The sequence below is a fragment of the Clostridium tyrobutyricum DSM 2637 = ATCC 25755 = JCM 11008 genome (genome assembly GCF_000359585.1).
In the GTDB taxonomy this organism is placed as follows: domain Bacteria; phylum Bacillota; class Clostridia; order Clostridiales; family Clostridiaceae; genus Clostridium_B; species Clostridium_B tyrobutyricum.
The window spans coordinates 22,690-40,043 of record NZ_APMH01000008.1 but is presented as its reverse complement, the minus strand read 5'-3'; the positions used below and the strand labels follow the sequence as shown (position 1 = coordinate 40,043).

Genomic DNA, 17,354 nt, shown 5'->3' with positions numbered 1-17,354 from the left:
AGGAGGAGTAGATTGTTATGGCATTATTTGAAAGTTATGAGAGAAGAATAGATCAGATTATACCTGTATTAAAAAAATATGGTATGAGCTCACTCGAAGACGCTAAAGCTGTCTGTGATGAAAAAGGAGTAGATGCTTATAATATAGTTAAGGGAGTTCAGCAAATTTGCTTTGAAAATGCCTGTTGGGCATACACAGTAGGTGCTGCAATAGCTATCAAAAAAGGCTGTACCAAAGCTGCTGATGCTGCTGAAGCTATAGGTGAAGGCTTACAATCATTTTGTATCCCTGGTTCTGTTGCAGATGATAGAAAAGTTGGACTTGGACATGGAAATCTTGCTGCAATGCTTTTAAGAGAAGACACTAAATGTTTTGCATTTCTAGCTGGTCATGAATCCTTTGCAGCTGCTGAAGGTGCTATAGGACTTGCTAACTCAGCTAATAAAGTAAGAAAGAATCCATTAAGAGTAATATTAAATGGTCTTGGAAAAGATGCAGCTTTTATAATATCAAGAATTAATGGTTTTACTTATGTTCAAACTAAATTTGATTATTATACTGGAAAACTTAAAATAGTTAAGGAAACTGCTTATTCAGATGGAGAAAGAGCAAAAGTTAAATGTTACGGAGCAGATGATGTTAGAGAAGGTGTTGCTATAATGCATCACGAAGGAGTTGACGTATCAATAACCGGTAATTCAACTAACCCTACAAGATTCCAGCATCCAGTTGCAGGAACATATAAAAAAGAATGTGTTGCTCTTGGAAAAAAATACTTCTCAGTTGCATCAGGTGGTGGTACTGGAAGAACTCTTCATCCAGACAATATGGGCGCAGGCCCTGCTTCATATGGAATGACTGATACTATGGGAAGAATGCATTCCGATGCTCAATTTGCAGGTTCATCATCAGTTCCAGCTCACGTTGAAATGATGGGACTTATAGGCATGGGTAACAATCCAATGGTTGGTGCATCAGTTGCTGTGGCTGTAGCTGTTGAAGAAGCAATGTCCAAATAATAAATAAAATACTAAAAGTTCTACTTAATTAGTTATAAACTAATTTGTAGAACTTCTTTTATTATTATAAACTAAATATTAAGTAATTTTTGACAATTCTGCAACTCGCCCTTATATAACCTACTGGAATGAGTTGCATAAGATTCTTCAATGATTTTATCATCTATAATATCCCTGGTATTCACATAGTTTTCAAAATCATATGCACACATAACAGAACTTCTAGTTTTATATATAATATCTAACATATCGGAATCAAACTTTAAAAAATCTTCTTTAGAGGAAATAGATATTATATGCTTCACATCTATAATGAATCTAATTCCATTATACCCTTTCTCAATAATTCCATTCTCATATTCAATTAATTTATTCCTAATTGATGATACTCCATAATATTTATAAAGATTTAATATTTTAGGAAAATTACATATGTTATGATACCAGTTTTCATATGCTCCTATATAACTTTTAATATTTTTATACACATCATTATTTACACATAACCATACAATTTCATTTTTTCTTATACCATTCTTTATATAATTATATATATTTACATAAAAATGCTCTAAGCCGAAGTAATAAAATGCAGAATTAACTCCAAAAATATTTTTATCATACATAATTTTTATCCCTTATCCTCACAATTAATTTATTATTTATATTCTACATACTATGCATATACTCCTCTTAATATTAATTAAATCAAATTAAATATTTTTATTATTTATCCCTAAAATATTCTACAATATCACTATTTTAGAATATTTTATATAATATTAGACATATATTCGATAAAACATATAAAAAAATACAATTTTATTATATATACATCATATAATATTGCAGAAAATTTCAATAATATTTTTTTATATTGACATTATACAAATATCATGATATAGTATACAAGTAATCGCAAAAAGAACTTAATATATTATGCCGAAGTGGTGAAATTGGCAGACGCAACGGACTCAAAATCCGTCGGTAGTGATACCATGCGGGTTCAAGTCCCGCCTTCGGCACCAAGTGTTTTCAACGTTTAAGAGAGTATTATTAATTTAATACTCTCTTTTGATTTTTACTATTTGTCATCACTTTGTCATCACATTTATTAATATATGTTAAAGTATAAATTACTATAATAGGATTTGAAGGATTACATTTCTAAATTATTCACATAATAAGGTAGAAATTTTTATAAATATTTAAAACAAATAATATTAATTGAAAAAATATAACTCCAGCTTGAAATTAAGCTGGAGTTTCTATCTTTAATCTATATTCAACATTAGCCTTATATCATAGAATACCTACTTCATTTTTTTAGGTTGCACTCACTTTTCGATATAATTTATTTAAATCTTTATATGATTTAAGAAAATATTAAGGAAACAGGTTTAAAATTATAGTAAAAATATATAAAGGAAGTGTAATCATGTCTAATGACATTAGCTCGTTAATTCCATATTTATACACCAACAGTATAAATACAAGTAATCAAATTTTTCAGAATCCACTTTTAAATTCAGATGATGATTCTGATAATGCAAATGACTCAATTTCAAGTTTGGGTTTGGATTCAATGCAACTTAGTCCTGAAGCATTAAGTCATCATATCATTCTATTAGAGTATTTGGTCGTATAAAACTTAATATTACATATTTATATGCTGCGTTAGTGCCTTGTATTCTCATAGGTGCCGAATTTGGTTTTACTATAGTAAATATATTTTAATTACCTGGCTGCCCTACAATTGCATCAAAATCATTATGCTTTGGATTTTTACCTTCTATTTCTACAATAAGTTTATATGGAGCACATACAACATTATCACCGGGGTTTGATATCCACCCCATCTTCATCCCTATTTTCCGGGGACTATTGGAATCAGAAATACGTATTCTACCTTTTTCAACCTTGATCTTATTAAAACCTGATTTACCATATTTTATAGTGAATTCATAGGATTTTTCTACCTTATTCAGATCAATAGTTTTTATTGTATTTCCATTTTCCTTTATAACTGCTATTTTATTTGAACTACCTAAATGGTTTCTATATGTATAAACTCCAGTTAAACTTATAATAATTAAAATTCCTATAATTAAAATAACAATTCTATCTCCTTTTTTCATATATAACCTCTTTTCAATCATTATAATTAAAATTTAACCATAATATTAATATTATTTGAAGGGCTCTGGAATAATCCAGAGCCCATATCAACCAATTATTTACAAACAGAATAATACTACTTAATTATTTAACAGACATAATAAAAATTTTATATCTATCTACATTTATTATATAGATATAATTCAATAAGTGACACTAATTATCCTACTTTATCCTGTAATTTTTTTATACTATCTTTATTATTGTTATTTATTCTGCTATTATATAATCTTAATCCAGTTATTAATATTCCTAACAAGCACATAACTCCAGCAAATATATATACATATCTCATTCCATATATAAATATATCATCTCTTCCCTTTATATAATCAATTACTCTATATCCAATCTTATGACTCATTCTATTATACAAAAGTAAAGTAGCCACAGCAGTACCTATAACCATTCCTACATTTCTGATAAGTGCATTTACACTTCCTGCAATTCCAAGCCTGTGTTTAGGTACAGTTGACATAATTAATGAATTATTAGGTGCCTGGAACATTCCATTTCCAGCACTCATAATCACTATATAAAACGTAACCATAATCAATGAAGATTTTTGATTTAAACTTGATATAAGAAATAAGCCCAAAGCCATAAATGTAAGCCCAATCAATGTAATTATTTCCGACCCTACCCTGTCTGATAAATGGCCGCTTAATGGAGCTGATATTGACAATACAATTGGTGATACCATCATAAACAACCCCGTAAGGGCTGGAGAAAGTTTCATAGAATCCTGAAAATAAAATGGAATTATTATATTAAATGCACTAAGAGCAACAAAAGCAAGAAAACCACAAACTATACCTATGGAAAACAAACTATTGTTAAAAATTTTTAGTTGAAGCAGCGGAATATCCACTTTGCTTTCTACAATAATAAATAATACAAAGCTTATAATCGAAATTACAAAACAAGAAATCATAATAACATTATCATATCCCATACTCTGCCCCTGGATAAATGCTCCCATAAACAGAATAACAGCTAACATAAAAAACACAGCACCTTTACTATCGAATTTTTCATGTACAACACTTTCTGCCTTGGGAAATACCTTGATAGTCATTATAAATGCAGCTATTCCAATAGGAACATTTATTAGAAATATGTATTCCCATCCTACAGCTGAAACTATAACTCCACCTAATGGAGGACCTGCCATGGCACCTAATGCTACAAAAGTCCCCAATATTCCAAGTGCACTTCCTCTTTCATTGACAGGAAACACCTGAGTTATAATTCCTTGACTATTTGCCATTGCTGCTCCTGCTCCAATACCCTGTATGGTTCTTGCAGCTATTAAAAATATCAATGAATGTGTGAGTCCGCATAAAAGTGATCCTATTGTAAAAAGTACAATTCCATATCTAAATATTCTTGTTTTACCTTTTATATCTCCAAATCTTCCAAATATAAGTATAGTAGCTGAAATCGTCATTAAAAATCCCGTAACTACCCATTCTATTCCAGCCATACTTACATTGAGTTTGGATGACATATCAGGCAGTGCTACATTTACAATACTTCCATCCAATGTAGCCATAAATGTAAAGGAAAGAACAGTAAATAGTATTATCCATCTTTTTCTATACACTTCATCATCAACTTTATTCATATTTTTTTCATCCCCCTACAATTCTCTATTCTATATTTTTAGATCTCCTTGGAAAATGCTATTGAATTTATAATTTGTTCCTCATCACTCCCTGGAGCTAAAATATCAACCAACTTCTCAATAACATTAAAAATCTCAGATATTATATATTTTGCCTTATCAGTTATATAATTTATATGCTCTTATATCATCTAGATTTTCCTTCTTTCTTATATATACCAGTTCTATCAACAATCTTATAGTTATTGCAGACATTGACTGGCCTACATTAAGCTCCATTGGCTTATACCAGGATATTTGCTTAATACAAGCCAATGGATATGTTCCTTTAGTCAGATTAAAATTCTTAAGTCTTTTATCAATATAAACTTGAGTACATTCATATATGATGTTAGTTAGTCTTATAAGATGGGTTACCTTGTAATTCTTGCTCATATTTTTTCTCTCCATACAATAGAATAACATAATTAATAACAATATAGTTAACTATATTGTTATTAATTAATGTAACACTTTATATATATCTACATAAACTACTAACGTAACACCTAATTAAAAATTCTTTAATAAGGAGAGATACAAATTGAAAAACATTAAATTTATAATAGATGAAACAGCTATGGATTCAAACTATGAAGACTCATATGAATTACCTGGTGGATATGATAAAGAAGTTCGTCCAAAAGATAAGTGTCCTGAACCTGAAAAACCAAAGTTTTGCTGTACAATTTCTGTACCAAGAGGGCTTACTGTTATTCCAAAGAGTTTAAAAGCAGCTGTTGTAAAAGGAAAAGGATTTAAGATAAAACCTTATGGAGATATTGAAAAAGAAGTTTGTGGCTGTAAAATAAAGTTAAAAACAATAAAACTCAGTGGTTGTGCCGAAGTATTCGTAAGTGTAGCTGTTAAAGATAGAAGTGGAAATATAAGTCATTTATGTTGTTCAAGTTGTGCATTCTTTGATGATGTAAAGATTACCTGCTGCGACGAGTGTAAAAATGACATTGAATTTAAAGTTAAGTTCTTCCCTATAAAACAGGTATTTGTAGACAAAGATGACTATGACAAAGATGGCTATGATAAGGATAAATGCCACGAAGATGATTATGATAAACCTTCTTCACCTGAGAAAGCTTGTGGCGAAAAAATATTCCAAATCTCAGGAAAAATTTTCACTATATGCAAAGATAATAAATATCCAAAAAAGTAGATATATGAGATTGAGTGCAGATTGGTGCAGAACACTAATCTGCACTCATTTTATAATCATCAGCTGTTAACTATGATTTTTCTCATGTCTCCTATCATATAAAGAGAACCTGAAATTACTATGATATCATCTTCATCTGCACAAGAAAGAGCCTCTCTATATGCATCCTCATAGCTGTAAAAAGCCCTTGACGTATCATTATATTTTAGTATTATTTTATTGAGTTCATCCGAACTCTCAGCCCTATAACTGTTTGGAGTAACAGCTATTACAGTTTTAGCCAATGGTGCTATAGTCGCTATCATTTTGTCAACCTGTTTATCTGCAAGTATACCAAGTATCAATATAATATCCTTATATTCAAAATATGTTTCTATATTATTTCTAAGTGCTTCTATACCTTGTATATTATGTGCACCATCTATTACCACAAGAGGATTTTTGTTTAAAATTTCAAGTCTTCCCATCCATTTTACTGTTGAAAGCGAACTGACTAAATTTTCTTTGTCAATATCAATTCCAAGTTGAATAAGTTCCCTTGCTGCATATACAGCAGTAGCACAATTCAACATTTGATGTGATCCTAAAAGAGACAATTTTATATAATATACTTCATCTCCTATGAAAACCTCTATGTTCTGACAGTATTCGGAACTGCTATTATTTATTTTGCTTGTTTGAACTGATTTTACTGAATCAATAGGAACTTTTGTAAGTTTGCAATTTCTTTTCATACATACTTCTTTTATAACCTTCTCCGAACTTTTTTCCTGAGGGTATAAGGCAACAGGAATACCGTTTTTTATTATTCCAGCCTTTTCATATGCTATTTTATCTAGGGTATCTCCTAAAATTTTCATATGATCATAACTTATGGATGTAATTACACTTAAAATAACTCCTCCACCAGTAGATCTTGAAAATGGCTGAACTACATTTGTAGCATCTAATCTTCCTCCCAGTCCAACTTCTACTACAGCAAAATCTACTTTAGACTTATAAAAATAATAAAACATTACACAAGTTTCTATCTCAAACTCTGTAGGATTATCATAGCCAAGTTTTATTACCTTGTCTACTGCTTTGGATACTTCTGTAACACATTCTGCAAGATCATTTCTAGAAATATTTATTTCATTAATCTGAAACCGCTCTTCAAATTGTTCCAGGTGAGGAGAAGTGTACATACCAACTTTATATCCACAACTGTCCAATATCCTGCTTATCATTGCAGTTACAGAACCTTTTCCATTAGTACCTGCTATATGTATGATACTTATCTTTTCCTGAGGATTATCCAAAAATTCAAGTAATTTTTGGACTCTTTCCAATCCTAGATTAGAGCCAAATTTAGCTGTATCATGTATATACTTCAATGCTTGCTGATAATTCATAAATTCACATCCTAATGTAAATATTAACCCCATCTCTTCGCAAAAGCAAACTGAGGTGGGGAATAATTAATACTTTATATCTATTTTAAGCTATTTATTCTTTCTAAAACTGATTCAAGCATTTCTTTATATTTTTCACCTTTAGCCCTCTCTCCTTCTACTACAGTTTCAGGTGCTTTAGAAACAAATTTCTCATTTTTCAACTTCCTATCTACTCTTTCTATTTCAGATATAAGCTTTCCCTTTTCCTTTTCAAGTCTCGCAAGTTCCTTGTCTTTATCCACAAGATCTAAAAGTGGGATAAATAATTCTGCTCCTGTTGTAACTGCAGATACTGCATTTTCAGGTAAATTGTTTTTATCTTCTAAAATTTCAACTTCACTTGCTGATGCCAACTTTTGAAAATACTCTTCACCGTTCTTAAAAGCATAAAGAGCTTGGCTTTCAGTTACATATACTATAAGTTTTGCTTTTCTTGAAAACGGAACATTCATGTCAGTTCTTATATTTCTAACAGATTTAATAGCTTCAATAATATAATCCATATCCTTTTCTGCCTTTTCGTCTTTTAATGATTCATCATATTTAGGCCATTTGGATATAGTTATGGATTCAGTTTCTCTATTATAGAGATGTGTATATATTTCCTCGGTTATAAACGGCATTACGGGATGAAGTAACTGCAGACTTACAGTAAGAACCTTATTTAATACATTGTATGCTATACCTTTAGACTTTTCATCTTCTCCATACATAACCGGTTTTACGAGTTCTATATACCAATCACAAAACTCACCCCATATAAAATCATATATCTTCTGAGATGCTATTCCCAGCTCAAATTTTTCTATATTATCTGTAACTTCCCTGACAACAGTATTTAATTTTGACAGTATCCACTTGTCTGCTTCAGTATAATCAATGCCGTCTTTATATTTGTTCATCAAATCTTCATCTAAATTCATAAGTACAAATCTAGATGCATTCCATATTTTGTTTGCAAAATTTCGTGAAGCTTCCACTCTCTCAGGATAATATCTTATATCATTTCCAGGGGCATTGCCATTTATCAATGTAAATCTAAGTGCATCTGCTCCATATTTTTCTATTACATCTATAGGATCAACACCATTTCCAAGAGATTTAGACATCTTTCTTCCTTCAGAATCTCTCACTATACCGTGAATGAGTACATTTTCAAATGGAATATCATTCATGCAATATAGTCCTGAGAATACCATTCTAGCTACCCAGAAAAATATTATGTCATAGCCTGTAACGAGTGTACTGGTAGGATAATAGTATTTTAAATCCTCTGTATTGTCAGGCCATCCCAAAGTAGAAAACGGCCATAATGCAGAACTAAACCAGGTATCAAGTACATCTTTGTCCTGTTCTAAATTATGTGAACCACATTTTGTACATTTGGTTGGGTCATCTACAGATACTATTACTTCTCCACAGTCCTTGCAGTACCATACAGGAATTCTATGCCCCCACCAGAGCTGCCTTGAAATACACCAGTCTTGAATGTTCTCCATCCAGTTAAAATACGTTTTTTCAAACCTCTTAGGAACAAATTTAACTCTTTCACTTTTAACAGCTTCAATAGCAGGTTTCGCCAGTGATTTCATCTTTACAAACCACTGTTTTGAAAGCATTGGCTCAACAGTAGTTCCACATCTGTCATGACAGCCAACATTATGTACATGCTTCTGTATTTTAACTAGAAATCCCTGTTGTCTTAGATTTTCTACTACTAACTTTCTGGCTTCATATCTATCAAGTCCATCATATTTAGTGCCTGTAAGTCTTATAGTTCCATCCTCATTCATTATTATGATTTCAGGAAGATCGTGTCTTTTTCCGACTTGATAATCGTTAGGATCATGAGCTGGAGTTATCTTAACCGCACCTGTTCCAAATTCCATATCAACATAGTTATCTGCAACTATAGGAATTTCTCTATTTATTATTGGAAGAATTGCCTTTTTACCTATAAGTTCTTTATATCTTTCATCTTTAGGATTAACTGCAATAGCTGTATCTCCAAAAAGTGTTTCAGGTCTTGTAGTTGCTATTTCAAGATATCTGTCACTATTTACTATTGGATATTTTATATGCCAAAAATGTCCTTCCTGCTCTTCATACTCTATTTCAGCATCAGACAATGCAGTTTGACATTTAGGGCACCAGTTTATTATTCTATTTCCCTGATATATAAGCCCGTCATTATATAATTTTACAAAGAACTTTCTAACAGCCTTATTAAGTCCAGCATCCATTGTAAATCTTTCTCTTGTAAAATCAACAGATGCTCCAAGTTTCTTTATTTGATTCCTGATTCTGTCTCTGTATTCATGCGTCCAATCCCAAGTTTTCTCCAAAAAAGCTTCTCTTCCTATTTCATTTTTCACAATGCCATCTTTTAAAAGCTCTTTTTCCACTTTAACTTCAGTAGCTATACTGGCATGGTCTTCACCGGGAACCCATAGAGTGCTATAACCCTGCATTCTCTTTGTTCTTATAAGTATATCCTGTATAGTATCATCTAATGCATGCCCAAGATGAAGCTTACCTGTAATATTAGGTGGTGGTATTACCATAGTATATGATTTTTTATTTTTATCCGGACTTGGAGTAAAATATTTTTTCTCCTGCCATGCATTATAAATCTTGTCTTCAAATTCCTTTGGATTATATGTAGTAGATATTTCCTTCTTTTCAGACATCCAAACTCCTCCTTAAATATATAACATTTAACTGTATCACTTATTTAAATAATAAAAAAATGTCTCCATCCATAAAGGACGAAGACCCGCGTTACCACCTTTTTTTCTGCGATATCATGCAGACTCTCAAAAATTTAACGGTCAGAAACCGTCTCTGCCTACTCCATTCAGCAAAGAAACTCCAAAGCTACTTTCAAGATATTTCATATAGAAAACCTTTCAACTAATAGATTTTCCTCTCTTTATAATCTATTATCTCTACTTCTCTTTATCACAGCTAACTATAATAATTCAATTTATACAATATTATTATATCGTTAAATCAAGAACTGTCAAGAATTTTTCACTTATTTATTATATTATTTTACTACCTCTTTAGCAAAAGAATTATCTACTATTTTATTAAAAGCTGGTCTCTGAGGTATTAAGCTTGATTTATATGACTGTATTATATCCATAAGTCTATCTAGATTTTCCTGCTTAATTTCAGGGGATGCGGCGTAAGCACCTATACTTCTATAATTTTTTACAACAGATTTAAGTACTTCCATATCAGTACCTGGGAAAAATGATTTTATAGCATTTGCTACTTCTTCATCATTGTGCTTTTGAACCCAAACCTGACCCTCATAAATAGCTTTCGTAAATTTTTTTATTACGTCAGGATTTTTCTCCATATAGGATTTAGTTGAGAAATAACATGTATATGGCAATTTACCTGAAGCCTCTCCTACAGAAGATACTATATATCCTGATTTACTTTTTTCAAGCATACTCGCTGTAGGTTCAAATAATGCAACATAATCTCCTGTACCTGCTTTAAATGCTCCTGATGTTGCTGTAAATGCAAGATTGGTTATTAAATTGACGTCCGTTCCAGGCTTAATTCCATTTTTTTTCATTGCATATTCCAATGCCATTTCAGGTACACCACCTGGCCTTCCTCCTATTACAGTTTTACCTTTCAAATTTTTCCACTCAAAATTTTTCTGCTGTTCTCTTCCAACTAGAAAAGATCCATCAGTTGTAGTCATTTGAGCAAACAATATAGGATAATCCTGTCTCTTTTGATTGTAAATGTATATTACCTGTTCAGGTCCACAAAATCCTATATCAGCATTTTTACTCAACACCGTTTGCATTGTCTTATCTGCTCCCTGACCTGTAGTAATATCCAGCTCAAGGCCCTGTTCCTTAAAAAATCCTTGATTTACAGCTGCATACATAGGAGCATAAAATACAGATCTAGCTACTTCATTCAATCTTATTTTCTTTACCTCATTATTTCCACTTTTACTACTACATCCTGAAAAAATAGCAATTACAAATACAAGGCTAAAGAAAATGGCCAGTACACTTACTTTATGTTTTTTCATATATATCCTCCAATATAATTTTTATATTAATTCATAATATGAAAAAATATTATAGTTGTGTTAATTATAAATATAATTAAAAATGGATTTATACATTTTAGTACAAATCCGTTTTTAAAATCTATTTATTAATATTATTCATCAACACTTTTTCTGCCACAAATTGTCTATTTTCATTGTGAACTTTTTTCTCTTCTTTTTTAAAAGACTTAAATGCCACAGAAAGCATAAGTTTCAATCTATTTAGCTGATTTACCTCACTTGCACCTGGATCATAGTCAATAGCAGCTATATTACTGCCTGGATATTTCCTGCGCAATTCCTTAATCATTCCCTTTCCTGTTACATGGTTTGGAAGACATGCAAAAGGCTGCATACATACTATATTTTTAGTACCACTTTTTATAAGTTCTATCATTTCTGCTGTCAGGAACCAACCTTCACCAGTCTGATGGCCAAGAGATAATACCTTGGAAGCTCCTTCTGCCAATTCTGATATTGTAGATGGAGGTGAGAACCTTTTGCTCTTTCTAAGTGCATTCCTCATATGCTTTCTAAAATGTTCAATAAACTTTATTGCCACACCTTTTGACATTTCATCCATAAGTGTTCCAGATAATTTTTCACGTTTAAATTTAGCATCATAAGCACAGTATAGAAGAAAATCCGTCAAGTCTGGGACTACTGCTTCCGCTCCCTCATTTTCAAGAAGCTCTACAATATTATTATTAGCTGTTGGATGAAATTTAACAAGTATTTCACCTACAACTCCTACTTTAGGTTTCTTTATATTTTTTATCTCAAGGTTGTCAAAGTCATTTACTATCTGATATATGTTTCTCTTGAATTCTCCATGCTTTCCATTTCTAACATTTGCCTTGCACTTTTCAACCCAGTTATTATAAAGTAAATTTGCAGAACCAGATATTCTCTCATAAGGTCTAACTTTATAGAGTACCTTCATAAACAGATCACCATACATAAGTCCCATTAATCCTTTATTAACAAGCCCTGGAGAAATTTTAAATCCTGGATTTTTTTCCATACCTACTACATTTAAAGATATTACAGGTATATTCTCCATATTAGCTTCTTTTAGAGCTTTTCTCAAAAATGCTATATAATTTGTAGCTCTACAGCCTCCTCCAGTTTGTGATATTAGAACAGATGTATTATCCAAATCATATTTTCCAGATTTAAGAGCCTCTATTATCTGTCCTACAACTATTATAGAAGGATAACATGCATCATTGTTTACATATTTAAGTCCCTCATCTACTGCCTTTTTATCTACAGAAGGAAGTATTTCCAATTTATAACCTGATGCATTAAATCCTTCTTGTATAAATTGAAAGTGTATTGGTGACATTTGAGGACAAAGTATAGTATGATTTTTTCTCATCTCTTTAGTAAAAACTATCCTCTTGTTATTTTCTTCAATTTTATGAGGTTCAAATCCAGCCTTGTCTCTTTCCTCAAGTGCAGCTTTTAATGATCTTATTCTTATTTTTATAGCACCTAAATTACTAACTTCATCTATTTTTAATACAGTATATATTTTTTCATACCTATTTAGTATTTCCTGTGCTTGATCTGTAGTAACAGCATCCAATCCACATCCAAATGAATTCAACTGTATTAATTCTAAATTTTTCTGAGTTGCTACAAAACTAGCAGCTGCATACAATCTTGAATGATATACCCATTGATCTACAACTCTAAGTGGCCTTTCTATTACTCCAAGATGTGCTACAGAATCCTCTGTCAATACAGCCATGCCATATGAAGTTATTATATTAGGTATACCATGATTTATCTCAGGATCCACATGATATGGTCTCCCAGCTAAAACTATGCCCTTTTTACCAGTCTTGTTGAGATATTCTACTACTTCCTTACCCTTGTTTCTTATATCACTTTTTACCTTTTCATCTTCTTTATAAGCTAATTCTACTGCATCTTGAATTTCGCCTTCTTTTATGTGAAATTCAGCAAGTTCTTCTATAAGTCTTTTTATAAGCCTCTTTTTATTATCCAATGGTAAAAACGGATTTTTAAAATTTACATTTTTTTCGGCTATAATATCCATATTTTTCTTTATAACTTCAGGATATGAAGTTACTATCGGGCAGTTATAATGGTTATCCGCCTTTTCCTGCTCTTTTTGCTCATAGGGAATAGATGGATAAAATATAAATTTAATTCCTCTATTTATCAAACTCATTATATGTCCATGTACAAGTTTAGCTGGATAACAAACGGATTCAGATGGTATAGTTTCTATTCCAAGAGAGTATAGATTTTTTGTAGAACGAGGTGAAATCTCCACCCTAAATCCTAATTTTGTGAAAAACGTAAACCAAAATGGATAGTTTTCATATAAATTCAACACTCTAGGTATTCCTACCTGTCCTCTAGGAGCTTGTTCTTTTTTCAAAGGTATATAATTGAATATTTTATTATATTTGTACTCAAAAAGATTAGGAATATTATTTTTCGTACTTTCAGCTCCTATTCCCCTTTCACATCTGTTACCTGAAACAAATTTCTTTCCATCTGAAAATTTGTTTATTGTAAGAAGACAATTGTTTGCACACTTCCCGCATCTTCTCATAGAAACTTCTGTATTGAAACTATTTATATCTTCTGGCTTCAAAAGAGTGGTTTCATGTAAACTGCTGAATTTTTCCTTGGCAATAATAGCTGCTCCAAAAGCCCCCATAAGACCGGCTATATCCGGTCTTATAACTTCTCTGCCTGATATAAGTTCAAAAGCTCTTAAAACTGCGTCGTTGTAGAAAGTGCCGCCTTGAACTATTATCTTTTTTCCAAGTTCCTTTGGATCCCTTATTTTTATAACCTTAAACAAAGCATTTTTTATTACTGAATATGAAAGTCCAGCAGATATATCACCTACTGATAATCCTTCTTTTTGAGCTTGTTTAACTTTTGAATTCATAAACACTGTGCATCTAGATCCCAAATCCACAGGTCTTTTTGATGATTCAGCAACTTTTGCAAAATCCTGTATTTTCATATTTAATGAATTGGCAAAAGTTTCAATAAAAGATCCACATCCTGAGGAACATGCTTCATTTAACATTATACTGTCAATAACACCATTTTTAACCTTTAAGCATTTCATGTCTTGTCCACCAATATCCAATATGAAATCCACTCCTGGCTGAAAAAATTCTGCAGCCTTATAGTGGGATACAGTTTCAACTTCTCCTACATCAACAGAAAGAGCCGCTTTTATAAGTCCCTCACCATATCCTGTAACTGCTGAATTAGCTATTTTAACAGTTGATGGCATTTTTTCATAAATATCTTTTAGTATTTCAATAGATGACTTTAATGGATTACCATGATTACTTCCATAAAAAGAGTATAAAAGCCTTCCCTGATTATCTATGAGTACTGCTTTTGTAGTAGTCGAACCAGCATCTATACCAAGATAACAATTTCCAGTATAAGTATTCAAATTTCCTCTTTTTACTACACTCTTGGCATGTCTTTGTTTAAATTCAACTAATTCATGTTCACTATTAAAAAGTGGATCCAAAGTCTGTACATCATCAATTAAAAACTCATTTAAATGTGAAAGGCTTTCTATCAAACCTTTAAAAGAAATAACTTCTTCATCTTTAGAGGAAAGAGCGGCTCCCTGAGCAACAAATAATTGAGAATTTTCAGGAAAAATAATTTGATTATCCGCAAGTCCCAAGGTATCTATAAACCTCTTTCTAAGTTCAGACAAAAAATATAGTGGTCCACCTAAAAATGCTACATTCCCTCTAATAGGTTTGCCACATGCAAGTCCACTAATAGTCTGATTTACTACCGATTGAAATATGGATACAGCAATATCTTCTTTAGCCGCACCTTCATTTAAAAGTGGTTGAACATCAGTTTTTGCAAATACACCACATCGCGCTGCTATAGGATATATGACCTTATAGTTTTTAGCCATTTCATTTAGACCTTTTGCATCAGTCTGAAGTAGAGATGCCATCTGATCTATAAAAGCACCTGTACCTCCAGCACAAGATCCATTCATTCTCTGATCTATCCCGTCATCAAAAAATGTTATTTTTGCATCTTCCCCACCAAGTTCTATAGCCACATCTGTTTCAGGAATAGTTTTTTCTATAGTATTAGTACATGCTACTACTTCCTGAATAAATGGTATATCAAGCCATTTAGATACTGATAATCCTCCAGATCCTGTTACCATTATAGTTATATCTGAATCCTTTAATTTATCATAAGCATCTTTGACAACTTTGGCTATAGTACTTTTAATATCTGAAAAATGTCTTTGATATTTATTATAAACTATACTGTCTTTTATATCAGATACAACTATTTTTACTGTAGTCGACCCAACATCAAGACCTACATGAAATAAATTTCTCATAAATTATCACCTTTTAATAATATAAATTTAATTAAAAGTCCTAGAATGCAATCTTTTAATTATATGATACATTGTAATATATATTAGCAAAATAATAAATACTGTTTAATAATTTTTATTATTTTGTTGGCAATTTATACTCATAATGGAGTACTAAGTTAAAAAAATAACACTATTTATATTATAACATATACCAACATCCATGCAATTTCATAAGCAAGTATTGTTAATTTTACAATATGAACATAAATAATTCAACCCTATATAATTTACTTTTTAGGACTTATACAATAAATGTGGTAAATAAAAGGTACTGTCTCAAAATATGTTTTGAAACAGTACCTTTTATTAAACTAACGAATAAAATTAGTATATATTTTCTCTTCTCTTTCTGGTTCTGGAATATTATCTTTTCCATTTTCAACTAGTTTCATAAGCCATGCCATATTTTTACCAAGCACTCTCATGATCTGCATACCTTCTTCGTCTTTTAATGCATCTCCTGGTACTGTACCACTTATAACATTCCAGTAATTTGAAGACGGCATCAACATTTCAGCATAATTTATATAATTATTTAGTTGATTGAAAACAGGTATTCCTCCTGCACGTCTTACAGCAACAACCGATGCACCAACCTTATGTCTAAGCATCCCCCCATTAGAATCTGTTGCATAAAAAAATCTGTCCAGAAAGGACTTCATTGTTCCAGAAATTCCTGAATAATATGTAGGGGAAGCAAGTATTATACCATCTGCTTCTTTTATCTTCTGTATACATTCATTAACCCCATCTTCAGGAAGCACACATTTCTCATTTTTGTTTTTTGCACACTGATTACATCCTATACATCCTCTAATTGCTTTATTTCCAAGATGAACAATTTCAGTTTCTATTCCATGTTTTTCGAGTTCATCAAATACAGTTCTTATGGCATAATATGTGTTTCCACTCTTATTAGGACTTCCATTAAACGCTATAACCTTCATATATTTCACTCCTTATCAATATGTATAATTAAAATATAAAATACTTTAATATACAATACAAGTACGCACTTTTCAGTAACTATAAGTTTGCAGAAGGTAATGTTTACAACACTGCTTTGTTTAAAATATAAGTTGATTTATAGTCTTTTAAAGGTTCATTGTCCAACTTGTCTCTTAAATACTATCGAATCACTATCCAGTTTACAGGAAACTCCAAGCGTTGGATTGTGTTTCTGTAAAACACCTACAAGCTCCCAACCATTTTTTCCATAATTATTTAGTGTTTCTTCTACATCTAAACTTTTATTTAAGCTATAAAAGTGTTCAAGTGTAAATACTTTATATTCCCATTTCATGATGTATAAACTCACTTTCTTATATATAATATATTCAATAATATTATGATAAA

The 17,354-nt window shown here is 31.2% G+C and carries 13 protein-coding genes, 1 tRNA gene and 1 other annotated feature; of the genes, 4 read left to right on the top strand and 10 right to left on the bottom strand.

The window, feature by feature from the left end:
* The first annotated feature begins 17 nt into the window (after positions 1-17).
* Positions 18-1,019, top strand: a complete 1,002-nt coding sequence (locus tag J418_RS0105275) for a GGGtGRT protein (protein ID WP_017894982.1) — start codon at positions 18-20, stop codon at positions 1,017-1,019.
* Positions 1,020-1,090: 71 nt separating this feature from the next.
* Here J418_RS0105275 and J418_RS0105270 read toward each other — a convergent pair whose 3' ends face one another.
* The gene (locus tag J418_RS0105270; RefSeq protein ID WP_017751225.1) at positions 1,091-1,645 is read right to left on the bottom strand and encodes an MEDS domain-containing protein; all 555 of its coding nucleotides are present in this window, start codon (positions 1,643-1,645) and stop codon (positions 1,091-1,093) included.
* A 315-nt stretch (positions 1,646-1,960) separates the two neighbouring features.
* Between J418_RS0105270 and J418_RS0105265 the strand changes: the two genes are divergently transcribed.
* Positions 1,961-2,047 (top strand) — tRNA-Leu (locus tag J418_RS0105265).
* Positions 2,048-2,457: 410 nt separating this feature from the next.
* Positions 2,458-2,667: a hypothetical protein gene (locus J418_RS16510; protein ID WP_017894981.1), complete on the top strand. Its 210-nt coding sequence runs from the start codon at positions 2,458-2,460 to the stop codon at positions 2,665-2,667.
* An 85-nt stretch (positions 2,668-2,752) separates the two neighbouring features.
* On the opposite strand, the gene J418_RS0105255 is transcribed toward J418_RS16510, so the two are convergent.
* From J418_RS0105255 to J418_RS15460, 3 genes are all read right to left on the bottom strand, one after another.
* Positions 2,753-3,157, bottom strand: a complete 405-nt coding sequence (locus J418_RS0105255; RefSeq protein WP_017751223.1) for a NusG domain II-containing protein — start codon at positions 3,155-3,157, stop codon at positions 2,753-2,755.
* A 200-nt stretch (positions 3,158-3,357) separates the two neighbouring features.
* Positions 3,358-4,824, bottom strand: a complete 1,467-nt coding sequence (locus tag J418_RS0105250) for an MFS transporter (RefSeq protein WP_017894980.1) — start codon at positions 4,822-4,824, stop codon at positions 3,358-3,360.
* Positions 4,825-4,983: 159 nt separating this feature from the next.
* Positions 4,984-5,259 (bottom strand): hypothetical protein, encoded by a 276-nt coding sequence (locus J418_RS15460; protein ID WP_017751221.1) that lies wholly within the window; start codon positions 5,257-5,259, stop codon positions 4,984-4,986.
* A gap of 148 nt (positions 5,260-5,407) precedes the next feature.
* On the opposite strand from J418_RS15460, the gene J418_RS0105240 reads away from it, so the two are divergent.
* Entirely contained in the window at positions 5,408-6,034 is a 627-nt protein-coding gene (locus J418_RS0105240; RefSeq protein WP_017751220.1) for a hypothetical protein, read from the top strand.
* Positions 6,035-6,093: 59 nt separating this feature from the next.
* Here J418_RS0105240 and J418_RS0105235 read toward each other — a convergent pair whose 3' ends face one another.
* The 6 genes from J418_RS0105235 to J418_RS0105210 form a co-directional block, all read right to left on the bottom strand.
* On the bottom strand, positions 6,094-7,428 hold the full coding sequence (locus tag J418_RS0105235) for a bifunctional folylpolyglutamate synthase/dihydrofolate synthase (RefSeq protein ID WP_017751219.1): 1,335 nt from the start codon (positions 7,426-7,428) through the stop codon (positions 6,094-6,096).
* 80 nt (positions 7,429-7,508) lie between these two features.
* Positions 7,509-10,160: a valine--tRNA ligase gene (locus tag J418_RS0105230; protein WP_017894979.1), complete on the bottom strand. Its 2,652-nt coding sequence runs from the start codon at positions 10,158-10,160 to the stop codon at positions 7,509-7,511.
* 71 nt (positions 10,161-10,231) lie between these two features.
* Positions 10,232-10,444: a binding site (T-box leader), on the bottom strand.
* Positions 10,445-10,519: 75 nt separating this feature from the next.
* A complete protein-coding gene (locus J418_RS0105225) occupies positions 10,520-11,536 on the bottom strand; it encodes an ABC transporter substrate-binding protein (protein ID WP_017751217.1) in 1,017 nt (338 codons plus the stop codon).
* A 121-nt stretch (positions 11,537-11,657) separates the two neighbouring features.
* Positions 11,658-15,956, bottom strand: a complete 4,299-nt coding sequence (locus tag J418_RS0105220) for a 2-hydroxyacyl-CoA dehydratase (protein WP_017894978.1) — start codon at positions 15,954-15,956, stop codon at positions 11,658-11,660.
* A gap of 353 nt (positions 15,957-16,309) precedes the next feature.
* Positions 16,310-16,945 (bottom strand): flavodoxin family protein, encoded by a 636-nt coding sequence (locus J418_RS0105215; RefSeq protein WP_017751215.1) that lies wholly within the window; start codon positions 16,943-16,945, stop codon positions 16,310-16,312.
* Between the two features lie 155 nt (positions 16,946-17,100).
* Positions 17,101-17,301, bottom strand: coding sequence for a DUF4177 domain-containing protein (locus J418_RS0105210; RefSeq protein ID WP_017751214.1), 201 nt, complete (start codon positions 17,299-17,301; stop codon positions 17,101-17,103).
* Positions 17,302-17,354 lie beyond the last annotated feature (53 nt).